Source organism: Halobacillus litoralis, from assembly GCF_020524085.2.
GTDB classification, from domain to species: domain Bacteria; phylum Bacillota; class Bacilli; order Bacillales; family Halobacillaceae; genus Halobacillus; species Halobacillus litoralis_E.
On record NZ_CP129016.1, the window covers coordinates 1,093,959 to 1,117,502 of the forward strand.

Below are 23,544 nucleotides of genomic sequence, written 5' to 3' on the forward strand. Positions count from 1 at the left end.
GGAAAAATGACGGAAGTATAGGTATTGAGCTTCATTTTTTCTATCTAATCATTGATATAAACGGTGCAAATGTGTCAGAGTTTTTAAACTATCTATAAGGTGGTACAAAAAAGATTTGAGATGAGGTAAAATAGGGTAATGTAAAATTAACGGAGGTTTTACAATGTTTACAAACAATAAATATATCAATAAAAAAACTGGTTTAAAACTACTAGTCTACCTATTGGTTATCGGACTATTTTGGTTGAAAATGAATTATATACAGACAAGTATCTTTTCACTGAATGTGGAAAATTCCAATGAAGCAAACATACTGGCATTTAATCCACTGAGCAGTATTTTTCTCATATTCGGATTGGGGATTCTGCTGGCTGGACGTCGGGGAATGTTCGTTTCCTATATCTTAGGCTCCATTCTTTTATACGTAAATGTTCTCTTTTATAGAGAATACAATGATTTCATTACGATCCCGATGTTAAACCAGGTGGCGAACCTTGCAGACTTGGGAGGCAGTATCACAACGATTATGAGTCCTGTTGATGCCTTGCTGTTTGTAGATGTTCTCATTGCTGCTTTTCTCTTATTCTACTTGAAACCTTCACGCTTCCAGGCTTTTAAGCCAAAGCGCTGGGAGGGAATCGTTCTTGCTATCGTTGCTATTCCTTTGTTCATGATCAACTTGCAGTGGGCAGAACAAGAGCGGACGGACCTTCTAGAGCGTACGTTTGACCGCAATATGCTCGTTAAGTACATCGGTGTCATCAATTATCATGTCTATGATGTGGTGTTGCAGGGGAAAACCGAGATGAAAAAGACGTTGGCAGATAGTAACGAACTTGTACCGGTCATCAACTACTTGAACGAAAATAAATCGGAAGACAGCAATCGTTTAGAAGGTGTCGCAGAAGGTAAAAACGTCATTTTACTTTCTCTGGAAAGTACACAGACATTCGTTGTCGACAATACGTTGCACGGCGAAGAATTGACTCCTTACTTCAATGACCTGAAAGAAGAAGGAATCTATTTTGATAATTTCTATCACCAAGTAAAACAGGGACGTACGTCAGACTCAGAGTTTTTACTTGCGAACTCCATGTATCCATTGAACCGTGGCGCTGTTTTCTTCACTCATTCATCGAATGAATATGAAGGACTGCCAAGTTTACTTGGAGAGAATGGCTATTTTACCAGCTCCATGCACGCGAATGATAAAACATTCTGGAACCGTAATGTGATGTACGACTCTCTAGGCTTTGACGAATATTTTTCCAAGGAAGATTACGATGTCACACCGGAAAAATCTCACGGCTGGGGGTATTTGGATGAATATTTCTTCGAGGATTCATTGAACATGATGAAAGAAATGGATAAACCTTTCTACTCGAAGTTGATTACGTTGACGAACCATTATCCATTCACACTTCCTGAAGAGCAAAAGTTCATTGAGGAAGGGGAAACGGGCAGTGGTACGTTGAACCGTTATTTCCAGACGATCCGTTATCAGGATGAAGCCTTGAAGAAATTCGTTGAAGACTTTAAAAATTCGGAGCTTTATGATGATACCATCCTCGTCATGTATGGTGATCATTTCGGAATATCTGAAAACCACCAAAAAGCGATGGGCGAATATTTAGATAAAGAAATCAACGATTTTGAGCAGTTCCAGTTGCAGCGTGTTCCAATGTTGATTTACGGAAAAGGAATTGACGCTGAGAAAAACCATACCGTTGGTGGACAAGTTGACCTTCGTCCGACTTTGACGAACTTGTTGGGCATTCAAGATGATAATCCGATTCAATTCGGGCACGACCTGCTTGATGAAGACCGTCGTCAATTAATGATCACTCGTGATGGTAATTTTGCCAGCGAAGAATATGTTGGTATTCAAGGGACCTGTTATGATCGAGAGACAGGGGCAGAGCTAGAATCTGATCTTTGTAATGAAGGGTTCCAGAAGGCTCAAGAGGAATTGGAGATGTCTGATTCAATCATCTATGGTGACTTGCTACGCTACTTGGATGAAACGGAAATGGTTCAAAGCGAGAGCAATGAACCGAATCAAAATAAACAAGAACAATAATTGAAACCCTCTCTCCATTTAAATGGAGAGAGGGTTTTCTATGTGGTGATACCTATCATGGAGGACGGAGGCGCTCCACAAGCCCCAGCTGATTTAATCCAGCTCACTTTCTTTATTCTTAGAGAAAAACGTGTAGAGAATGTAAATCACAAATAAGATGACCACGGCTAATTTTCCCGTTCTGTAGCCAATATCCCCTGATATGAAGTCATAAATGAAAAAACCAATTAAAATAAACCCTGCCATGATGAAAATGAATACCTTCCATCTTGAGCTCATTTTTTCCCTCCTATCTCTTCATCCTTTACCCCTTCCTCTGGTAATTAACCCATTTTATGTAAGGGGAGGCATTAAAAAAATAAAGCTTGGAGAGAGTGTGGTAATGGGAAGGTTCCGGAATTTCAGCATAGAGAAAGAGCAGACACTTCATAGTGTTCTGCTCTTTTTGAATGCCAGTATTAAAAGATATCCATCCAAACTTTGATTGTTGTCCCTAAGATCAATAGGGCTAGGACGGTTTGTAGAATCTTGGTGTTTACTTTCTTACCAGCCATCGCTCCAAGTGGTGCAGCAATTAAGCTTGCCACAACCATGATGGCTGCTGGGAAGTATTCGACCTGACCTGTGGTCACTTTTCCGATTGTAGCTCCGATGGATGAAATCAAAGTAATAGCAAGAGAAGATGCAATCGTCATCCGTGTTGGGATCTTAAGCACAACAAGCATAATCGGTACTAATAAGAAAGCTCCTGCGGCACCGACAATCCCTGCTCCTATTCCTACAATTAGTGCGAGAATGGCAGCCAGTGGTTTGTTAAAGGTGACCTCATCCAATGGCTTGTCATCAATACCTTTTTTCGGTACGAACATCATAACGGTCGCAATTAAAGCAAGAACACCGTACACAATGTTAATGCCGTCTTCAGCCATGAACCTTGATCCATATCCACCTATGAAGCTCCCGATCAAAATACTGACACCCATATATATAATAAGCGTTTTGTTCAGGAAACCGCCTTTACGGTAGGCCCATACACCACCGATTGTTGCGAAAAAGACCTGCACGGCACTGATGCCGGAAACTTCATGGGCGGTGAAAGCGGTAAAGCCTACAAGTGGTGGAATATAGAGCAGCATCGGGTATTTGATGATGGATCCACCAATACCGAGCATTCCAGATATATAAGAACCTATGAAGCCGATAAGAAAGATCGTGATGATTAATCCGAATTCCATAGTCTGTCTACCTCCTATAAAAAAGGGAACCGTTACAGGCTCCCTTTATTCCATAATGGGGCAATCAGGTGATCGCTGATTATTCTCCCTTTTTAATCCAGAACTTGAATACACCATTGTCTTCTTCTGTTTGTAGAAGTTCGTGACCACCGGACTTCGCCCATGCAGTCAAGTCTGCTTTTGCACCCTGGTCTGTTGCGTGGATTTCAAGTACTTCTCCAGCTTCGATGTCTTTCATCGCTTTCTTTGTTTTCACGATAGGCATTGGGCAAGCTAGTCCTGTTGCATCGAGTGTTTTTGTTACGTTCATAATTGAATACCTCCAAATAGTTGAATCATTGATTAAGGGTGAGCCCGGATAACCAGGCTCAACAGTTTTTTTATCTTACGGCACAACGGTTCGGGCCGATTTCCATTTCCCGTTGTTCTTCATTGTCCGGGCTGATTTTACCCATGTTAGTTTCACGGATTTCTTGATAAGCATTCGGTTGAGGCGGCAGATTCTCTGTGACCATTTTTCTGAACTCCTCTTGATCATCAATGTTCAAGCCGTGGTTCTTTTCAAAAAGGGTACCTAGTTTTTCAGCGACGGTACCGTCTTCGTTCAACTCATCCATAATCATGAAGTGAGCAGGTAGGACGATCAGCTCGTCAGAAAGCTCTTTATACCGTGTATAAAGGGTTTCTCTCAAATCCATCACCCAGTCATCGGCCTTACCAGCAAGGTCTGGACGTCCGATAGAGTCGATGAACAGGATGTCGCCTGTCATCAAGTATTGATCATCCACAACGAAAGAAGTAGAGCCTTTCGTGTGGCCTGGAGAATACAACGCATGAATATCGATGTTTGTATTTCCTACCGTGACATGGTCTCCATCACGAAGTGGTTGGTAATCGAATGTCACTTCACCAGCATCTTCGGGAGGCAGCCAATATGTGGCACCTGTTTGTTCAGCAATTTTGCGTCCACCAGAAATGTGATCGGCGTGCAAGTGCGTATCAAAGACGTTCGTGATTTTCACACCAAGTTCTTTAGCGAAATCAACATACACATCTGTCATTCTTGTTGAGTCGATAATCGCTGCTTCTCCGTTAGATACAACCATGTAAGAAAGGCAGCCTTTCCCGATACGTACGAACTGATAAAGTTCGCCGCCATCTTTCAGGTCATTGACTTTGACAGGCTCCAGATGCTCACTCCAGGCTTTCATGCCGCCTTCTACGGAGTAAACATTTTCGAATCCTTCTTCCACAAGCATTTCAGCAACCATTTGAGAAGATCCGCCTTTGGCACAAACGACTGCAATCTCTTTATCTTTTGGCAGCTGATCTACAATCTCTTCGACACCATCAAGGAGATCGAAATAAGGAACGTTCAAGTATGAAAAGTTTTCGCCTTCGATTTTCCAGTCCTGATAGGCATCTTCTGTGCGTACATCAAGAAGGAATAGCTCTTCATTATTCAACACTTTATTAGTAATTTCTTTTACCGTCATGTTTTTAACAGTCATCTCATTACCTCCCAGGGTATTAATTTTAATAAAAAAATATAGAATTAAAGCTTCGTCGTTTCGCCATCCCAGCCACTCATGCCTGGAACAACATTGTAAACATTCTCAAAACCTTTTTCTGTCAGTTTCTGTGCAGCAAGATCACTTCTGCTTCCTGTACGGCAGATGATATAAACATTTTTCGTGCGATCCAGTTCATCTACACGTGTGTCAAGTTCCCCAAGCGGAATAGACGCTGCTTCAGGGATATGCTCAAAAGCATATTCGGCAGACTCGCGCACGTCTAATACTAGGACGTCTTCGTTTTTGCGAAGAGCATCCAATTCTTCATTGTTTACGACATGGGGGTGCTTTTTCTCTTGCTCTTCTTCACCGCTTGATTTGCGGACATAGTGCTTGAGTACGTCTCCCTCTTCGATCGTACCCAAGTACTGATGACCTGCACTTTTCGCCCATGCTTCAAGGTCTGCTTTAGATCCTTTATCTGTCGCTTGAATTTCAAGGACTTGACCAGCTTCAATGTCCTTCATTGTTTTCTTTGTCTTCACAATTGGCATAGGACATGCTAATCCTTTGGCATCTAACGTAAGATCTGTTTTCAGTTCCATTTTTACATTCCTCCTCTACCCTTATAGGGGGATTTATTTCGTTGGACCTTCCCAGCTCATCATGCCGCCTTCCATGTTCGTCACATCGAATCCTTTATCCTCAAGAATTTGTGATGCGCGACCACTGCGACCACCGGAACGACAGACCATTATATATGATTTATCCTTATCTAATTCATCTGTGCGTTCTTCGACAGTACCTAGAGCGATGTGTTTCGCACCAGGGATCATTCCCTCTGCTACTTCTTCATCTTCGCGGACATCGATAATGTTTAGTTCTTTACCTTCAGATAGTTTTTGTTCGACTTCTTTAGCCGTCATGGTTTTCATAAATGATACCTCCTAATTAGATAAACAGGTTAACATTGCCGTCTTCTGCATCTCCAAGGTAAGCAGCAACGCCTGCATATTGAATGTCATCAAGCAATTCTTCTTTTTGTAATCCTAGTAAATCCATCGTCATTGTACATGCGACCAAGTTGATTTCCTGCTCTTGAGCCATATCAATAAGATCCGGCAATGGCATCGCATTGTGTTTTTTCATGACATCTTTGATCATCTTAGGACCAAATCCTGCGAAATTCATTTTTGAGATGCCCATCTTATCTGCTCCACGCGGCATCATTTTACCGAACATTTTTTCCATGAAGCCTTTCTTCACTTGAATGTTTTCATCCTTACGGAGAGCATTCAGTCCCCAAAATGTGTGGAAAATCGTAACTTCGTGATCGTAAGCGGCTGCTCCGTTTGCAATAATATAGGCTGCCATTGCTTTATCATAATCCCCGCTGAATAAAATAATATTCGTCTTTTTTGTTTCAGACATGTTCCATCCTCCTAATTTTTGTATATATACGTGTGTGGGTATATTTTATTGTAAAAAAAATTTATCTGCTTTTAACAAGCAACTGAACAGCTTCATTGATTGAAGCTTCTTTGTTTTCTTGATCATCAGCGTCCTGGATACACTCCACAAGGTTGGAGGCTTACCACGAGCCCGATCGCGCGGTCAATCGCACTTCTGGAAGCGGAAAGCTGCGTAATGACATCTTTGCAGTCTTTATTTTCTTCCATCATTTTTAAAACGCCTCGCAACTGACCTTCTAGACGTTTCACTCTGTTCTTCATTGCGTCATTGTATTCCATCGAATTGACCTCCCTTGTGAAGTTTTTTCTGTCGCTGTTGAACAGTACATGACTAATAATATACCCCATTAGGTATAATGTCAACACCCCGGTACGTATTTTTATGGATAAGGAATCCTGCCCCGTGTAAAGCTAAGGTAGAGGTGAAGCACATGGATATATGGATGGATACACTTAAAGTGGTCGGAAGAATATTGACCATTTTGCCATTACTTCTAGGGGTATGGCTATTTATGGGGAAAAGGTCGGTTGGAGAATTGCCCGTCTTCGATTTTTTAGTGGTGCTTGTGCTGGGTTCCGTCGTGGGGGCGGATATTGCTGATCCCAAAATTGATCATATACATACTGTAACGGCGATTATAGTCATTGCGCTTTTACAAAAATTTATCGTATGGCTGAAGTTGCGGAACAGGAAGATCGGAAAAATTCTCACGTTTGAGCCGACCATCGTTGTATTTCAGGGAGAAATGGTAGAAGAGAATATCTCCCGTATCCATTATTCTCTGGATAACATTACGCACATGCTCAGAGAACAGAAAGTATTTGCTTTGAGTAGTGTCGAACTTGGAATCATCGAACCGAATGGCCAACTATCCGTTAAACTGAAAAACGCGAACGAAGCCGTGACTCGCGAAGATATGAAGATTCCATATAGGGGTGGGGGTTATGATATCCCCCTGATTATGGACGGTCAACTACAACCAGATCTTTTAACTCGCGCAGGGCGGGATATGGAGTGGTTACGTACGAACCTGGGTACCCACGACGTATCAGATGTCTTTTATGGTGCGCTTACCAGCCAAGGGGAATTCCATTTCACATTAAAGGGCAAACAGACAGAGTCTTTACCTCCTATTGAACATTGATAGATTTTGGAGAAGAAGGTTAAATATGATCCTATTCATTAAATATAAAAGAGCCGCTAAAATTAGCAGCTCTTTTATAATCAAACGCTTTGATCCATGCATTTCTTCAGACGGTCTTCAATATCACTTGCCATCTCTTGGATATTGTCATCTTCAACCATTTGAGTGAGAGAGGTAGGTTTAGGCATACCGATTTTCGTCTTGCTTCCATCCTCATAGACAACCATCTTACATGGAAGGAAATAGCCAGCCATAATGTTTTCATTTAACACGCGCTGCGCCTCTTTAGGGTTACAGACTTCCAAGACTTTAAATTCTTTTTCAAATTCCAGTCCTTTTTCATGAAGCTTATCTTTGATGTCAAAGTTCCATAATACGCCAAACTTTGCTTCCTTAAGATTAGCCTCAAGACTTTCAATCGCTTCATCCATACCTTTGTCCGTTTCAACCGTATAGTGAAACATGAAATACCTCCTTGAAAATAAGTTCTTCTTATCCATACCCATTAAGGTATAAAAGTAATCATCTAATCGGACGGATCTTTTAAGCCCCCCTTTTGAGGAAGGGGCAGATTCTTGAATGTAAAAAATACTCGAACCTCCACAGGTTGTCTTTTGAATTGTGTATGGAAGTTCCTTATATTAAAATGGGTACATTAGAGAGAGGACGTGAATCACATGACAAAAGACATCAAATTGATTGCTCTGGACTTAGATGGCACCACCGTCAATCATGAAGGAGTAGTTTCCGAGGCAAATAAAGAAGCTATAAAAAAAGCAAAGGAAAAAGGCATCCACGTTGTATTAAGTACAGGAAGATCATTATCCCGATGCCGGAACATTGCAGATGATCTCGGCCGCTCTTCCTATATCGTTACGATCAATGGTGGAGAGATTTATGATCATGAGTTTAACCTGGTCGAACGAAATAAGCTCGAACATCAACATGTGGAGCGTCTGTGGGAATTGAAAAAGGAGCATGGTCTCTATTTTTGGTCCTCCACCGTGCAAGGCTTGTACAACAGCCAAAATCCATTCGATCAAGAGATTGTAGATTACGATTGGTTGAAGTTCGGTTTTGATATACAAGATGACGAAGTAAGACAAGTCATTCTCGATGAAGTTAATGCGAATCCAAACCTGGAAGTAACCAACTCCAGTCCGACAAACATTGAAATTAATCCTGAGGGTGTAAATAAAGCAGCGGCTCTCATGAAAGTTTGCCAGTGGCTTGATTTAGAAATGGATCAGGTGATGGCTGTTGGCGACAGCATGAACGATATCGCAATGATTCGCGAAGCAGGTTTCGGCGTCGCGATGGGGAATGCCCAGGAGCCAGTGAAAAAAGAAGCAGACTTTGTAACAGCGTCCAATAAGGAAGACGGCGTCGCTTTTGCCATTGAAAAAGTCATAGACTAACTCCAAAAAACCAGCCCAAACCAGGCTGGTTTTTTTGCATCTACTGGGGAACACTCGCTTTTCGTAAATACTGATAAAATCACTGAAGTCACTGATAAAAGTTTTGTATTGTGATTGAAAGTGACTTCCTAACCAACCCTCATTCCTGCCACGAAAATAAACCCCAGTGATAGTCTTCAAATCCCTACGATATCGTTTATTATCTACTTTTAGCGCTATAATGAATTGTGCCAGTAAGAGAGTATGTCGAAATCCTTCTAAATACATAAAAATGTAAGCGTTTTCTGTTTGTGGCAGGAAAGGGAGGAATAAAGAGAGAATTACATCCATTAGCGAAGAATGTTCAGGGAGGAAGATTATGAAGGCATCATACATAACAGAAGAACATGAAATACTCCGTCAGTCTTTACAAAAGTTTTTAGAAAAAGAAGCTTATCCCTATTACGATGATTGGGAAAAGGCAGGGGAAGTTCCCCGGGATTTCTGGAGAAAGCTTGGAGAACAGGGATATCTATGTCCTTGGCTCGACGAGGAATATGGCGGTTTTGGAGCAGACTTCGGCTATTCCGTTGTCATCAACGAAGAGATGGAGAAGGTAGGGACGGGATTGATTGGAGTTGGTTTACACAACGATATAGTCGTTCCTTATTTGGAAGCTTATGGAACAGAAGAACAGAAGAAAAAATGGCTGCCAAAATGTACAACAGGAGAATGTATTACCGCAATCGCGATGACAGAACCGGGGGCAGGATCGGACCTTGCTTCAATAAAGACGACAGCTATAGAAGGCGACAAGGGGTTTACGATGAATGGAGAAAAAACGTTCATTACGAATGGAATTCACGCGGATTTGGTAGTGGTGGTGTGTAAAACGGATCCCCATGCATCTCCAGCGTATAAGGGAATCAGTCTGATGGTCGTTGAGAGAGGCACTTCCGGTTTTTCCCGAGGGAGGAAGCTGGACAAGATCGGCCTGAACAGCCAGGATACTTCAGAATTGATTTTTGAAGATGCAGCCGTCTCCAAGGATAACCTTCTGGGTAAAAAAGGCGAAGGTTTCTATTATTTAATGAACCAGCTGCAACAGGAGCGCTTGATCGTAGGTATTGGTGCCATTGCGGCATGTGAACGGATGCTTGAGTTGACGGTTGATTATGTGAAGGAGCGCAAAGCTTTTGGGAAGTCCATTGCCTCTTTTCAAAATACTCAGTTCAAACTAGCTGAACTACAAACGGAAGTTGAGATTGGAAGGACATTTCTGGATCGGACAATCGAGGCGCATATGAACAGAGAGGACGTTGTCAAAGAGGTGTCGATGTCCAAGTGGTGGACGACCGACCTGGTGAAAAAGGTAGCAATGGAATGTATGCACCTTCACGGTGGATATGGATATATGGAAGAGTATGAAATTGCGAGAAGGTTCCGTGATGCACCGGTCACTGCGATTTATGCGGGATCCAATGAAATTATGAAAACAATCATTGCCAAAAAGATGGGCTTAGTATAGGAGGAAGAAGAAATGAATGAAGTCGTCATAGTAGAAGCGGTAAGAACCCCTGTGGGTAAAAGGAATGGGGGACTCAGTGAGATCAGGCCGGATATTCTTTTCGCAGATGTACTCAAGGAATTGGTTGAACGGGCTTCTCTTGACCCTATAGAGGTGGAAGATGTTATTGCCGGCTGTGTGAGTCAGGTGGGAGAACAGGCGGGGGATATTGCTAGGATTTCTGCCCTGACTGCTGGGTTTCCGATGGAAGTCCCTGGAGTAACGCTCGATCGGCAATGTGGATCGAGTCAACAGGCGATCCATTTCGCTTCACAGGCTATTGCGTGTGGGGACATGGATGTCATCATTGCAGGCGGTGTGGAAAGCATGTCACGAGTGCCGATGTTCTCAAACATGCAAGGGGCATCTTTTAACGAACGGTTGACGTCAAAATACGAGATGATTAATCAAGGCCATTCAGCAGAAAGAATTGCAGACAAGTGGCAATTGAGTAAGGAAGAGCTGGATGCTTATGCAGCGGAAAGTCATCGAAGGGCGTTAATGGCCATTGATAAAGGCCGGTTTGAAAAAGAAATCATGCCTGTGACCACAGGTGATTCCAATGTGATAAAAACAGATGAAGGTCCAAGAGCGGGTACCTCTGTTGAAACCCTCGCCACTCTGAAAACCGTTTTTCAGGAAAACGGAAAAATCACCGCAGGAAATGCCAGTCAAATTAGTGATGGAGCTGCAGCAGTGCTTTTAATGTCACGGAAGAAAGCAGAAGAACTGGGGTTGAAGCCTCGCTTTCGTATTGTCTCGAGAGCTGTCGTCGGTTCCGACCCGACATTGATGCTGACAGGTCCGGTTCCTGCTACATATAAAGCTTTACAAAAAGCCGGACTGAGTCTTGAAGATATTGATCTTTTTGAAGTGAATGAAGCCTTTGCCCCTGTTCCTATGTTTTGGATGAAAGAGACTGGTGTGCCACATGAAAAGCTGAATGTGAATGGTGGAGCCATTGCGCTTGGTCACCCGTTAGGTGCTACCGGAGCGAAGCTGATGACCACCCTCGTTCATGAATTAGAAAGAACAGCAGGTAAGTACGGGCTGCTTGCCATCTGTGAAGGACATGGAATGGCGAACGGTACGGTCATTGAAAGGCTGGAGGGATAGCGATGGATTCTAAAAATGTGGTAGCCATTGTGACAGGCGGGGCATCAGGCCTCGGAGAAGCGACGGTAAGGAAGATTGCAAGAAATGGCGGGAAAGTGGTGATTGCAGACCAAAACACAGACAAAGGCGAGGCACTTGCAGAAGAATTAGGATCTTCTGTGCTCTTTGTCAAAGTGGATGTTACTTCCGCTGATGAAATTGAGCGCATGCTCCAAATGGCTGCTGAAACCTTTGGTCAGGTAAACACCGTCATCAACTGTGCTGGCATCGTAACAGGTGAAAAAGTGGTTGGAAGAAATGGCCCGCACCGCCTGGAGTCTTTTTCTAAAATCATTGAAGTGAACCTGATTGGTACATTCAATGTCATCCGTCTGGCTACTGAAAAAATGCAGCAAAATGAGCCAAATGAATATGGGGAGCGGGGAGTCATCATTAACACAGCTTCGATTGCAGCCTATGAAGGGCAGATCGGTCAGGCGGCTTATAGTGCGTCTAAAGGTGGCGTCGCCGCGATGACGATGCCGCTCTCAAGGGAACTCGCCCGTCACGGCATCCGTGTAATGGCAATTGCACCAGGGTTGTTCGAAACTCCAATGTTTGAACAGCTCCCTGAAGAAGCAAGGGATGCTCTGGGTAAAGCTACACCGTTCCCCTCTCGATTAGGAAAGCCTTATGAGTATGCGAAGTTAGCTTTAAGCATTTTAGATAATCCGATGCTTAATGGGGAGGTGATCCGTCTAGACGGAGCGATTCGATTACAACCCAAGTAAATGTTGCCCAGGCAGGTATTGATCCCCGTACTTAGAAGGTAAGGAAAGTACGCTTTATTTTTCACACAGAATAATCTGGCTGAAGCACTCCAATATTTGATCGTTCAGTAAGCTTGGCGGATCGAGCACGTTGGCAAATAGGATTTTATAAAAAAATCAAAAGGAGTCGATGAGGAATGGGACCAACACTTAGGAGTATGTTTGAGCATACGGTGGCGAAGTACGCTGATAAAGAAGGATTGGTGGATCTCCGGCTTGGTACACGCTGGACATACGGAGAATGGGACCAGGAAGTCAACCGCACTGCGAACGCGCTGAAGGCCTCAGGGGTGGAAAAAGGGGATAAAGTATCGACGGTCCTTTTTAACACAGCTGAATATGCGACGGTGCTGTTTGCCTGCATGAAGATTGGAGCGGTATTTAATCCGGTCAACTTCCGTCTCATGGAAAAAGAAATCGGGTTCATTTTAAAAGACGCTGATCCAAAGGTGGTTGTGTTTGAAAAAGCGACGGCTGCTCAAATCGCTCCAGTTGCAAAAGAGATGCCAAGTATTGAGTTCTGGTCCATTGACGAAGAAAATCTGCCTTATGCGATGAACTATTATGAACGAATCGATGGAGTGACGACCGAACGGCCAGTGTGTGAACTGGACGAGAACGACCCTTATGCCATCATGTACACTTCCGGAACGACGGGGCTTCCGAAAGGGGTCATCCATACGCATAGAGATATGGTCGATCAAGCGCTCATCATGACCGCTTGTTTGAGGCTGACAGAAGAAGACCGTGGATTGACTGTCGCGCCGATTTTCCATTGTGCAGAGCTGCATTGTGCGTTCTTCCCGAGAGTGATGATTGGGGCGACAAACGTTCTGCTTCACCACTTCGATGCACCTGAAGTGATCAGAACGGTCAGGGAGGAGCAGGTTACGTCCTTCTTTGCAGCTCCAACGATGTGGAACATGATGCTGCAAGAAGAATTCACAAAAGAGGATTTCCAGACGTTGAGGCAAGGTCTCTATGGAGGAGCACCAATGGCCCCTGCTTTAACGATGAAGTTGCATGAATCCTTAGGTGTCCAACTTTTACAGGCCTATGGTATGACGGAGATGGGACCGGCCATTACCGCACTTACAGAAGAAGAACAGGTCACGAAAGCAGGGTCGGCAGGAAGGGCGTTGCTGAACCATGAAGTGCGAGTGGTGAGAACGAATGAGCATGGTCCTGCCGAGCCCGAAGAGATTTGTAAACCTCGAGAACTCGGGGAAATTATTGTACGAGGGCCCAGCATGATGAAGGGATATTACAATAGGCCGGAAGCGACAGAAGAAGCCATGTACAAAGGGTGGTATCATACAGGTGACATTGGATCGTTCGATGAAGATGGATACCTCTGGGTCAGTGACCGTGTGAAAGACATGATCATATCCGGCGGTGAAAATATCTACTCAAGAGAAGTCGAAGATGCTTTGTTCGATCATCCTGCAGTCATGGATGCAGCCGTTGTTGGTGAACCAGATGACTTGTGGGGAGAAAGGGTGGTCGCCTACATTGTCAAAAAGGACAGTAGCGTCACCGAACAAGAACTGGATGAGTTCTGTACTTCAGGAAACAGGCTTGCCCGCTACAAACGGCCGAGACGTTATGAATTTGTAGATGAACTCCCTCGTAACGCGAGTGGGAAATTACAAAAGTTCAAACTGCGTGAGCGAAATAAAACATTATCAGAATAAAAATATTATGAAAGGCTGCTGGTGACGACCGGCAGCCTTTTCTATGCATTTAACTGGCTATTTATTAAAATATTTCTTCAATTTCCCGGGCAATATTCGACAAGTTATCGAAGCAATTGTCTCAATTTTTGAATGGGCTGCTCGTCTCTGGCCTCTTCATACATAGAAAAAGGGCACCCATATTCAGCTATTCGGTCAGGTACAGTATGAATGGTCAACGACTCCGGGCGCAAATCTTCCGTCACCTCTTCCCAATGAAGCGGCGTAGCGACGGTTGCCGCTTCTGTCGCTCTTGTTGAATACGGAGCAATAATCGTTTTGCCTTCTGCATGTTGAACATAGTCAATATACAAACGATCTCCACGCTTTTTCTTCAACCGTTCTATTGTAAAGAGTTCAGGTTCTTCATTAACGAGGAGTGTGGCTAACGTTTCTGTGATTTTCCTCGTCTCATCATAGCTTAAATCTCCCTCGCGGATAGGGATGTGGATCTGCATGCCTTTATTTCCGGAAGTTTTGACAAAGCTTTTGACTTCAAGTTCGTCTAGAAGATGCTTTAATAATTGGGCAGCCGTAATGGCCTTACTGAAATGACTTCGATCTTTCGGATCCAAATCCAGAACTATTTCATCGGGCTTTTGACCACCAGCCTTCTCAAAGGGGATATGGTATTCCAATGCACCCTGGTTGGCAAGCCAAAGAAGAGAGTGAAGTTGATCGCAAATGATAAACGGCTCCCCATCCTCCATCCACATTTTTAGGAAATCCGGGGCATGGTCGGGATAATGTTTTTGGTAAAAGGATTCTTCGTAAATCCCATCAGGGTAACGGATCAATGTTAACTTCTTTTCCTCTAGGAACGGGATCATGTGAGGTGCTAATTGACGGATGTAAACGAGAAAGTCCTGTTTAGCAATACCCTTCCATAAAGGTTTATCCACATTGGTCGGCTCAAAATCATCAGGAAACAAGGAAAGATCCCACTGTTTCTTAGATTCTGTGCAATCTTCAGGAGTAAGATCAAACCGGAATTGGTGGAAAAGGGGTTCACGAAGTTCCCCTTTCTCTGCATTTAGACAATGAACATCTACACACGTGCCGGGGTCTAAATGCCATGTGTCTTTTTTCTTTCTTCCATGTTCTTTGAAAAAGGTACGGAGTGTCTCACTCTCTTCATCTGTCAATCCATGTTTGAACTTTCCAAGAGGGAGAGGGCTGTCGTCTTTATATAATCCTATATCGTAATATCCATTCTCAGAGTTGTACGTCTGTAAAAAGCCGGAGACTGTCCTCCATTGTTTCCATTTTAACCACTGTCTTCCGCGGTCCCCAGGCTGATACTTGCTCTTTTTCATTTTTGCAATGATCCCCTCAGCTAAGTGCAGCTCAGCGATAGTTAGGATGTCCTCTATTTCCTCATATACATCAATACATTTAATTTGGGGGTGCCTTAGCTTTCCGGAAAGCTTTTTCAAGTTTTCTTTTCTTTTTACTAGAGGAGTAGCACCTTTTTCGATTATGTCAAAAGCTATGAAGGTAGCGGGCCTTCGTATAGAAGAAGCTTTTATTTTTTCTTTACTTCGCATTCTTCCTCTTGTTTGTAAAGCTTCAAAGTTTGCCTGATATGGAGTGTTCAATAGGACCAGTTCGCCATCAAGTGTAAAAGGAAGGAGGCTTTTAGGAATGTCCACCTGAACAATTTCAGGAAAACGTTCGCTCATATCTTTTCCATTCCGGCTCCAAAGCTTGATCCCTTCTACACCTGCTTCGAGAATAGCCCTGAAACCATCATACTTCACTTCATATACCCACTCATCCCCTTCCGGGAGTTCCGTGGTCCCTGTCAAAAGCATCGGCTTCATTTCCTCATCTCCTTTCTATCAGCTTTCTTCCACAAAAGCTCCTTTTTCTTGAAGACTCATTTTCGAGACGAATGTAAGGTTCTTGGGGCTACGGGAAAAGGTTCGTCTTGCTCCATCGTCCAGACACTCGCGTCATAAGCAGAACAGCAAAGGAATGAAAAACACATTCCGTTGCTGTTCTGTTTATGCCAGTCGTGTCTACCAGGACGATTCCGCATTTGAACACTTTCCATGGGGCGGGCGGTGAGCCTCCTCAGGCTACGCCTTCCGGGGTCTCACCTGTCCCACACGTCCCATAGGAGTCTCACCGTTTCCCTCCGCCCCTTTGCCATGGGAGATTCTCGAAACCACTCTTAAAAGGTCAGATCGTATGATTGTGGGGAGTGGATGATCAGACCACCACCACAATACGTAAAAGTTTGATCCAGAGAGCTTTACACCTCTTACCGTTGGATAGTGGAAGACCATCCTACTTGGTACAGGGGTTCGTTTACCCCCTCTTAAGAATGGGGTGGTTGGGAAGCTACGAGACTCCCGCGGGAATGGCTTGCCGTCATCCCCGCAGGAAAGCGAGTAGCTTCCCAGCCATCCCTTACGCTCAACCTGGGTAACGAATCCCGGAAAACATCTTGAAACGGAGTCTTACACAATCCTGCCATTTAGTTGAATAGGTTAGGCTTTTTTTATGTAGTTTATCCATAGAGAAGAAACATATTTTTCGTGGATATCGTGAAACCTATAGGAAAAAGGAGTGATCGGGATGCACACCATGTGGAAAGGGACCATCAGTTTCGGACTAGTGAATATTCCGGTGAAACTGCATGCAGCAACAGAGAATAAGGACATTAAACTGCGTCAGCTTCATGAAGAATGTAAATCACCAGTCGAATATGAGAAACGCTGCCCGGTATGTGATCGGGATATTGAGAGTGAAGAGATTGTCAAAGCTTATGAATATGCGAAGAACAAGTTTGTCGTTTTAGATAAAGAAGACTTGGAACAGTTGAAGAAAGAACAGGAAGATAAAGCAGTTGAAATCATCGATTTTGTAAAATTAGAAGAAATTGACCCGATATATTTTGAGCGGAGTTATTTTATTTCTCCAAGCGAAGGAGGATCGAAAGCATACAGTCTCCTTCGTCAGGCGCTTGGAGATACGGAGAAGATCGGGATTGCTAAAATCATCATCCGCTCCAAGGAACAACTGGCGATTGTCCGGGTGTATGAGAATACGCTTGTCATGGAAACCATCCATTATCCTGATGAGGTCAGGTCCGTCCAGGATGTGCCGAATGTTCCTGAAGAAACAGAGTTAAGTAAGAAAGAATTGAGTACGGCTGTTACGTTGATCGATCAGTTGACGGCGGAATTCGATCCTGAAAAATATAAAGATGAATACCGAACGGCGCTGATGGAACTGATTGAAGCGAAGAAAAACAATGAGGAAGTCACAACGGCTAAAGATAAGCCGAAGCCGGATAACGTAACGAATTTAATGGATGCTTTGGAAAAATCGTTAGAGAAAACAAAAGGGCCCAAGAAGAAGAAAACAACGAAGAAAAAGACGACGACATCTGGCAAGAAAAAGACTTCCTGACAGGGTTTCATCGTCTATAAAACCTCCATCTGTAGTATAATGTAGAGAGTATGATTAAAGTTCGGAGGGATTTGATGACCGTACGTTCCGAGGAAGAAGTGGAATTACTTATGCGTCCGGCCTTGGCTTCTCTTGCTGTCGAGGGAGACCGCTTGAGCAAGAAGCAGAAATTGCTTGTGAAACAGTGCCTGACAGGGGAGATCTCTCATGAGGAGTTCGTCACACGGGCGTTGGAACTGGCTCGTCATGCCTAACACTAGGTACGGGAATGAAAAGTCGAAGTATTGTTATCCAGGATCCAATGTATTAATCAACCATTATGACATTAAAGATGAGAAACAACTGACAGCCCTGGAGACGATGTTTACGGCACAAAGGCTTGCTGAGCTTCAATCCACGCCGATTGAAGGGGATTTCGACTTGCGTCATTTACAGAAGATCCATGCGCGCCTTTTTTCAGATCTTTATCCTTTTGCTGGAGAAATTCGAACAGAGAACATTACCAAAGATGGGTTCTCTTTTGCTCAGGCCAGGTTCATTCACGATGCAGCTGAGCCCATATTTCAACAGCTGATGAGAGAAGATTGGAAAAGTATGAGCAGGGTCATGGTTGTAGAGAAATTGGTTTACTACATGTCAGAAATTAATGTTCTCCATCCGTTCAGAGAAGGAAATGGGAGAAGTTTACGAGAGTTCATTCGCATCTTAGCATTGGAAGCAGGATATCATCTGGATTGGTCAGCGGTACCTCCTGAGGAAATCTTTCAGGCAAGTGTTCACTCTGTCAAAGATGTGCGTCCGCTTGCTCAAGTGATCAGTCATTCCTTATCTACCTATCAAAAACCTTCAGCATAAAACCAGGCTGGAGGTTTTTTGCATGTATGAAGAGGATTCTATCTGAATGAAGGTCCATTCCGCGAATGTCTATTCTATGTGACTCCTTTTTCTGGATTTCGCTTGTTTTGCTTACATTTGCTTACAAACCCGATTTGATGAACAATCAAAAAGGGCGTAGCCTGAGTCGTATGCAAATCATGCATGCAAACTTAGGAGGTCTTTATAACTTATGTGTGGAATTTTCGTGACCCAAGGGAAGATGAGTGAAAAACAAATGAATGAGGTGCTGGATCTGCTTTACCATCGTGGTCCAGATGAAGGGAAATCAGTGGTTACCGATCGTGTTCGTCTTGGACACCGCCGCTTATCAATCATCGGTCTTGAAGATGGCATCCAGCCGATTCATAACGAAGATAAAAAACGTTGGATCGTGTGTAATGGTGAGATTTACAATTATGCAGCCATTAAAGAATCCTTAGCGAAAGATGTCTCTTTTCTTACAAAGTCAGACAGTGAAGTAGCTCTGAAATTAGTCGAAAAGCAAGGACCGGAAGCCATCCATCAGCTTGATGGAATGTTCGCGTTTTTCATCGCAGATGAGGAAAATGATTCGTTTGTTGTGGCTCGGGATACACTTGGGATCAAGCCGCTTTATTACGGGAAGGACCACGACGGTCAGTATGTCTTTTCATCTGAATTGAAAGCAATCGAATCTTTTGTGGATGAGGCGAAGGAATTTCCTCATGGACACTACTTTACTCCGGAAAACGGCTTTGTCTGCTATAGGGAGATTCAATCTCCGCAAGAATCTTACACGGAACATGAAATGAATGAAGTATTCACTTCTATAAAAGAAACCATGAACGAAGCGGTACGAAAAAGACTGATGGCAGATGTTGAAGTAGGCGTACTGCTGAGTGGTGGGTTGGACAGTAGTTTGATTGCCGCCATCGCTGACCAGCAGAAACAAGGGGGCAAGCCTTTAAAATCGTTCTGTGTCGGGTCGGAAGGCAGTGCAGATATCATCAACGCTCGCACGGTTGCCAGAGCGCTTGGAACCGAGCATTATGAATATATTTATACGGAAGAAGAATTAATTGAGGCTGTCTCGGATGTCATCTATCATCTGGAGTCTTACGAGCCTTCCCTTGTCCGTAGTGCTATCCCAAATTACTTCGTGTCAAAGCTCGCATCCGAACACGTAAAAGTGATTTTATCTGGAGAAGGAGCCGATGAATTATTCGCTGGATATGCATATATGGAAAAATACCAGGATACTACATCCATGAACAAGGAGATCATTCGTGTGTTGAATACTCTTCACCACGTTAACCTACAGCGCGCGGATCGTATGAGCATGGCGCATTCGCTTGAACTTCGCGTGCCATTTCTCGATTTGGATGTTGTGGAGAATGCCCTGCAGATCCCTGCCGGTTTGAAAGTTCACAAAAAAGACCGCATGGAAAAATGGCTGCTTCGAAAAGCATTCGACGGCATCATTCCTGATGAAGTATTATGGCGTAAGAAAGCAGAGTTCTCAGAAGGAAGCGGCGCATTGGACTTGCTTGACCTTCATGCAGAAAGAACCATTACAGATGAAACTTTTGAAAAGGTGCAAACGGAGGCACCAGTTGATATAAGATCCAAGCAGGAAATGTTCTATTATCAAATGTTCAGAGATCATTTCCCAGAAGAAAAAATGCTCCATACCGTAGGCAAATGGGCTACGGCTTAACCAAAAGGGCAGATGCCAAGCGCATCTGTCCTTTTTGATGCTTTATTTTCGATTGAAACGCGCCAAGGGAAGAGCGAATCGCGTCAAAGGAAAACCGCATACCATCAAAGGGTGAAAGTCTCACACCAAAGAACACCGCTTGACCCGAGTGAAAATATAGAGGTTAACTCTTTAAACATAAGAGCTTGTTCCACTATAATAAAAATAACTGAATATTCTAAACTCAAGACCACAGATTTTATAGAAGGAGGACGTTATGAATGAGCAGCCTTTCCTTCAGAGATGTTTGGGAAGCGAGGAAGCGCATATCTTCGTTTGTCCATCCCACTCCTATCCTGTATTCAGAACCTCTCTCTGAGCACATAGAGGGGCACGTTCACTTGAAGCTGGAGCATTCCCACCCGACGGGTTCATTTAAGCTCCGAGGGGCAGCAAACAAAATCTTATCTTTGGAAGATAAGGATTTAAAAAAAGGTGTGACCACTTTTTCAACAGGAAATCACGGGATTTCTGTTGCGTATGTAGCAGCAGAGTTAGGAATTCCTTGTACGGTGTGTATATCGAATCGTGTTCCGAAGGCGAAGGTGAACCGTCTGAAAAAATTGAACGCTTCGGTGGAAGTCGTCGGAAGCAGTCAAGATGAAGCAGAAGCACGGTGTACTGAATTGGAAAGAGAGGAAGGGATGACAGTTATCAAGCCTTTTGATGATCGGAAAATCATTGCCGGTCAGGGTACAATCGCGCTTGAAATTATGGAACAGTGTCCTGAGGTGGATGAAGTGATTATTCCTTTGTCTGGAGGTGGATTGTTGTCCGGTATTGCTTTTGTAATGAAGTCGATTGAACGTTCTATACAAGTAACAGGAGTGACGATGAAGAAGGGGGCCGTCATGCAGGAAAGTCTGACGAAGGGTAAACCTGTGATTCTTGAGGAGTCTTATACCTTGGCAGACAGCCTGCTTGGAGGAATCGGGACAGAGAACCGTTACACATTTCCAATGACGAAAGCTTATATGGATAAGGGAGTGCTTGTGGAAGAGGCACACATTGAAGAAGGACTGATCTTCATCCTTGAGCACCATAAGATGGTCGTGGAAGGAGCGGCCGCAACGGGAATCGGGCACGTCCTTCATTGTAATGAGCTACGAGGGGAAAATGTGGTTGTGGTCATGAGTGGAAACAATATCGACCATGATGTGGTTACAGATCTTTTGGCTAAATCGTAAGTGGGGGAGGAGTGGAGATGGGGGTTGCGGTGGAGGCAGTCTTAAAACTTCCAGTTCTTGAAAAAGCAAAAGTGCAGACAGATGTGTACAATCGCCAGGTGGACTGGATCTCGGTGATTGAAACACCTGTGGAGAACTTTGTGAGGAATAATGAATTTGTACTAAGTACAGGGGTTGGTTGTGGGGACGATGTATTGGCACTGGAAGGGTATGTAGAGGATGTCATCCGATCGGAGGCTTCTGTGCTGGCTTTTGCCACTGGGCGTCATTTGTACAAAATTCCCGACCGTGTGTTAAAGCTTGCGGAGAAACACGAGTTGATCGTGATGGAAATTCCATGGGAGGTCCGGTTCGGAGATATTTTACAGGACGTTTTAAGGTTGATCAGTGAGGAAAACCGCCAGGAGCAACAACGGACGGAAGAGATTCGACAGGAGTTGATCAACTGTGTCCTGAATGGAAAAGGGCTGCAGGAGATCACATCAATCATCTACCAGAACACAGGCATTCCGACGGCCATCAGTGATCATAACAAACAGATCCGGGCGAACCAGTACTTTGACCGTTATTATATCGATGTCTTAAATGGGCATGAACTTTCCCAGGAAGGGATCCTTGTGGAAACAAAAATGGACAGTGATCACCCGCTCCGCCATTACATTGAAACCTACGAAATAGGAGATCAGAAATGCTATCAGCTTACCATTTTATCGAACTATAAGAAACAGGGATATATCCTGTTTAAGCCCAAGGACGAAAAGGATCTAACATGGGTGAACCTTCACATTTTGGAGCATGCGCTGACAGCTTGTGCCTTATATTTCGTAAAAGAGAACGCCATTGAAATGACTGAAATAAGGCTTAAGGATAACTTTTTGCTTGATTTAGCCAAGCGGGAGAGGGAAATGGACAGAGCTCTGTTATCAAAAGCACAGCTGCTTGGCTATGACCTGGAGAAGCCCTATATTTGTCTTGTCGGCCACATCCGTTTCGTACAGCCGGAGGAGGAACGCTCCTCTTCAACGATGCCTCAAGTCAAATCGTCATCGATCAACAGTCGGAATTATTACATTCAGAAGGAAGTCACCCATGCAGGGGATGCGCTGCACAGGAGGACGATGACCACTTTTGATGAAGGGGAGGTGATCGTATATTTGGAAACGGATCGCCTGGATTACGGCGAAACCGCGAATCAGTTTCTCGATCTGATTGAGCGGAGGCTTCATGAGTTATTGAAAGGGATTACGATTAGCTGGGGTATTTCCTGTCATAAAGGTGGGTATCAGTTTTTTCATAAAAGCTATGAAGAGGCGGAAACGGCTTTGAAAATCGGTCAGCAGCATGAAGAAGGGGAGCGGACGTTTTTCAGTGATACAAGAATGAATCGCCTGCTCATGGCGCTGTCCCACGAAGAAGAAATCGGAGCGATTGTTTCAGATACATTAGAAAAGCTGATAGATTATGATCAGAAACGGCAGACAGAACTGATTCATACGTTTATGGTCTACAATAAATACAACAGCAATGTCAGCCAGACGGCCCGTGCGCTGAATTTGCACCGGCAATCTTTGCTGCACAGATTGAGAAACATTGAACATTTGACCGGACTATCTCTTCTCAATGCTGATGACCTCTTTTTGCTGGAGCTTAGCGTAAGGTTATGGCTTTTGAAAAAAGTGGATGCATAGAGCGCTCCCTCAGGATAGCGCTCTATTTTTCATCTTTGACGGTCGTTTTCCATTCGCCCTGATTTGTCCCACGTCGGTCCAATTTGACAGTCCACTGGTCGGATTCTTCATCAAAAGAAAGCAGAGAAACGATCAGCACATCTGTCTGTTCTGGTTCTGTCTCGGATAAAGCTGTAGAAAGAGCCTCGGAAGCTTTTAAATCCGCTCCCTGCACTTCACTCATTTCGAGCTCCTGGACTTTTTCAGCAGTGGCTTTTTCGGGATAGGATTCAGCGATATCTCCGTCCACCCAGACTTCGACCTGTTTGCCGACCCACAAGCCTTCAGGAGCTCCAGATACCCACATGGCACGTCCTTCCTCCCCTGATCCATCATCCATCGGGGTGACAACCAGGATGCTATCCTCCTCTTGATCCATCACAAATCCACTCATGTCCGGATCGGAGACTTCTGCTTCCACTTCATTCTGGTCTACTTCTTCTGTCTTTGAGAGTCCACATGCACTAAGGGATAAAAAGAAAACCATGAATATACCAAGCATCCATCTCATTTTCATCATTCCCACACTCC

General features: G+C 44.0%; 23 protein-coding genes and 1 pseudogene. 13 read left to right on the forward strand and 11 right to left on the reverse strand.

Annotation, left to right across the window (positions count from 1 at the left end):
- Positions 1 to 163: 163 nt before the first annotated feature.
- A complete protein-coding gene (locus LC065_RS05705) occupies positions 164 to 2,080 on the forward strand; it encodes an LTA synthase family protein (protein WP_226593209.1) in 1,917 nt (638 codons plus the stop codon).
- 93 nt (positions 2,081 to 2,173) lie between these two features.
- Here LC065_RS05705 and LC065_RS05710 read toward each other — a convergent pair whose 3' ends face one another.
- The 8 genes and pseudogenes from LC065_RS05710 to LC065_RS05745 all read right to left on the reverse strand — a co-directional run bounded on the left by LC065_RS05710 (position 2,174) and on the right by LC065_RS05745 (position 6,580).
- Positions 2,174 to 2,359 (reverse strand): hypothetical protein, encoded by a 186-nt coding sequence (locus tag LC065_RS05710; protein WP_226593207.1) that lies wholly within the window; start codon positions 2,357 to 2,359, stop codon positions 2,174 to 2,176.
- Between the two features lie 179 nt (positions 2,360 to 2,538).
- Positions 2,539 to 3,315 (reverse strand): sulfite exporter TauE/SafE family protein, encoded by a 777-nt coding sequence (locus tag LC065_RS05715; RefSeq protein WP_226593206.1) that lies wholly within the window; start codon positions 3,313 to 3,315, stop codon positions 2,539 to 2,541.
- Between the two features lie 79 nt (positions 3,316 to 3,394).
- Positions 3,395 to 3,625, reverse strand: coding sequence for a sulfurtransferase TusA family protein (locus LC065_RS05720; RefSeq protein WP_089654675.1), 231 nt, complete (start codon positions 3,623 to 3,625; stop codon positions 3,395 to 3,397).
- Positions 3,626 to 3,695: 70 nt separating this feature from the next.
- Positions 3,696 to 4,826 (reverse strand): MBL fold metallo-hydrolase, encoded by a 1,131-nt coding sequence (locus LC065_RS05725; protein WP_226593204.1) that lies wholly within the window; start codon positions 4,824 to 4,826, stop codon positions 3,696 to 3,698.
- A 44-nt stretch (positions 4,827 to 4,870) separates the two neighbouring features.
- Positions 4,871 to 5,434, reverse strand: coding sequence for a sulfurtransferase TusA family protein (locus LC065_RS05730; RefSeq protein WP_226593202.1), 564 nt, complete (start codon positions 5,432 to 5,434; stop codon positions 4,871 to 4,873).
- 33 nt (positions 5,435 to 5,467) lie between these two features.
- On the reverse strand, positions 5,468 to 5,764 hold the full coding sequence (locus LC065_RS05735) for a rhodanese-like domain-containing protein (RefSeq protein ID WP_226593201.1): 297 nt from the start codon (positions 5,762 to 5,764) through the stop codon (positions 5,468 to 5,470).
- A 16-nt stretch (positions 5,765 to 5,780) separates the two neighbouring features.
- Positions 5,781 to 6,260 carry a DsrE/DsrF/DrsH-like family protein gene (locus LC065_RS05740; RefSeq protein WP_226593199.1) on the reverse strand — a complete coding sequence of 160 codons (480 nt, stop codon included), beginning with the start codon at positions 6,258 to 6,260 and terminating at the stop codon, positions 5,781 to 5,783.
- Positions 6,261 to 6,321: 61 nt separating this feature from the next.
- Positions 6,322 to 6,580, reverse strand: a pseudogene (locus LC065_RS05745) (metal-sensitive transcriptional regulator).
- Between the two features lie 152 nt (positions 6,581 to 6,732).
- Here LC065_RS05745 and LC065_RS05750 point away from each other — a divergent pair.
- The gene (locus LC065_RS05750) at positions 6,733 to 7,446 is read left to right on the forward strand and encodes a DUF421 domain-containing protein (protein ID WP_226593197.1); all 714 of its coding nucleotides are present in this window, start codon (positions 6,733 to 6,735) and stop codon (positions 7,444 to 7,446) included.
- 80 nt (positions 7,447 to 7,526) lie between these two features.
- On the opposite strand, the gene LC065_RS05755 is transcribed toward LC065_RS05750, so the two are convergent.
- Complete coding sequence (locus LC065_RS05755; protein ID WP_226593195.1) at positions 7,527 to 7,910, reverse strand: DUF302 domain-containing protein; 384 nt, start codon at positions 7,908 to 7,910, stop codon at positions 7,527 to 7,529.
- 213 nt (positions 7,911 to 8,123) lie between these two features.
- Here LC065_RS05755 and LC065_RS05760 point away from each other — a divergent pair, with 213 nt between their 5' ends.
- The 5 genes from LC065_RS05760 to LC065_RS05780 all read left to right on the forward strand — a co-directional run bounded on the left by LC065_RS05760 (position 8,124) and on the right by LC065_RS05780 (position 14,029).
- Positions 8,124 to 8,864, forward strand: coding sequence for a Cof-type HAD-IIB family hydrolase (locus LC065_RS05760; protein ID WP_226593193.1), 741 nt, complete (start codon positions 8,124 to 8,126; stop codon positions 8,862 to 8,864).
- A gap of 358 nt (positions 8,865 to 9,222) precedes the next feature.
- Positions 9,223 to 10,371: an acyl-CoA dehydrogenase family protein gene (locus LC065_RS05765; RefSeq protein ID WP_226593191.1), complete on the forward strand. Its 1,149-nt coding sequence runs from the start codon at positions 9,223 to 9,225 to the stop codon at positions 10,369 to 10,371.
- A 12-nt stretch (positions 10,372 to 10,383) separates the two neighbouring features.
- The gene (locus LC065_RS05770; RefSeq protein WP_226593189.1) at positions 10,384 to 11,526 is read left to right on the forward strand and encodes a thiolase family protein; all 1,143 of its coding nucleotides are present in this window, start codon (positions 10,384 to 10,386) and stop codon (positions 11,524 to 11,526) included.
- Positions 11,527 to 11,528: 2 nt separating this feature from the next.
- Positions 11,529 to 12,296, forward strand: a complete 768-nt coding sequence (locus LC065_RS05775; RefSeq protein WP_226593187.1) for a 3-hydroxyacyl-CoA dehydrogenase — start codon at positions 11,529 to 11,531, stop codon at positions 12,294 to 12,296.
- A 176-nt stretch (positions 12,297 to 12,472) separates the two neighbouring features.
- Positions 12,473 to 14,029 carry a fatty acid--CoA ligase gene (locus tag LC065_RS05780; RefSeq protein ID WP_226593185.1) on the forward strand — a complete coding sequence of 519 codons (1,557 nt, stop codon included), beginning with the start codon at positions 12,473 to 12,475 and terminating at the stop codon, positions 14,027 to 14,029.
- 104 nt (positions 14,030 to 14,133) lie between these two features.
- Here LC065_RS05780 and ligD read toward each other — a convergent pair whose 3' ends face one another.
- Positions 14,134 to 15,891 carry a DNA ligase D gene (gene ligD, locus LC065_RS05785; RefSeq protein ID WP_226593184.1) on the reverse strand — a complete coding sequence of 586 codons (1,758 nt, stop codon included), beginning with the start codon at positions 15,889 to 15,891 and terminating at the stop codon, positions 14,134 to 14,136.
- Positions 15,892 to 16,651: 760 nt separating this feature from the next.
- On the opposite strand from ligD, the gene ku reads away from it, so the two are divergent.
- The 6 genes from ku (at position 16,652) to LC065_RS05815 (ending at position 22,974) form a co-directional block, all read left to right on the forward strand.
- Positions 16,652 to 17,488 (forward strand): non-homologous end joining protein Ku, encoded by an 837-nt coding sequence (gene ku, locus LC065_RS05790; RefSeq protein WP_226593182.1) that lies wholly within the window; start codon positions 16,652 to 16,654, stop codon positions 17,486 to 17,488.
- 74 nt (positions 17,489 to 17,562) lie between these two features.
- Positions 17,563 to 17,742, forward strand: a complete 180-nt coding sequence (locus LC065_RS05795; protein ID WP_226593180.1) for a hypothetical protein — start codon at positions 17,563 to 17,565, stop codon at positions 17,740 to 17,742.
- Positions 17,696 to 18,343, forward strand: a complete 648-nt coding sequence (locus tag LC065_RS05800; RefSeq protein ID WP_306163803.1) for a Fic/DOC family protein — start codon at positions 17,696 to 17,698, stop codon at positions 18,341 to 18,343. Before LC065_RS05795 ends, LC065_RS05800 begins: the two co-directional genes overlap by 47 nt.
- 211 nt (positions 18,344 to 18,554) lie before the next feature.
- Positions 18,555 to 20,060: an asparagine synthase B gene (gene asnB / locus LC065_RS05805; protein WP_226593177.1), complete on the forward strand. Its 1,506-nt coding sequence runs from the start codon at positions 18,555 to 18,557 to the stop codon at positions 20,058 to 20,060.
- A gap of 260 nt (positions 20,061 to 20,320) precedes the next feature.
- Positions 20,321 to 21,286, forward strand: a complete 966-nt coding sequence (locus tag LC065_RS05810; protein ID WP_226593175.1) for a threonine/serine dehydratase — start codon at positions 20,321 to 20,323, stop codon at positions 21,284 to 21,286.
- A 17-nt stretch (positions 21,287 to 21,303) separates the two neighbouring features.
- Complete coding sequence (locus LC065_RS05815; RefSeq protein WP_226593173.1) at positions 21,304 to 22,974, forward strand: PucR family transcriptional regulator; 1,671 nt, start codon at positions 21,304 to 21,306, stop codon at positions 22,972 to 22,974.
- 22 nt (positions 22,975 to 22,996) lie between these two features.
- On the opposite strand, the gene LC065_RS05820 is transcribed toward LC065_RS05815, so the two are convergent.
- Positions 22,997 to 23,533 (reverse strand): DUF3221 domain-containing protein, encoded by a 537-nt coding sequence (locus LC065_RS05820; RefSeq protein WP_226593170.1) that lies wholly within the window; start codon positions 23,531 to 23,533, stop codon positions 22,997 to 22,999.
- Positions 23,534 to 23,544 lie beyond the last annotated feature (11 nt).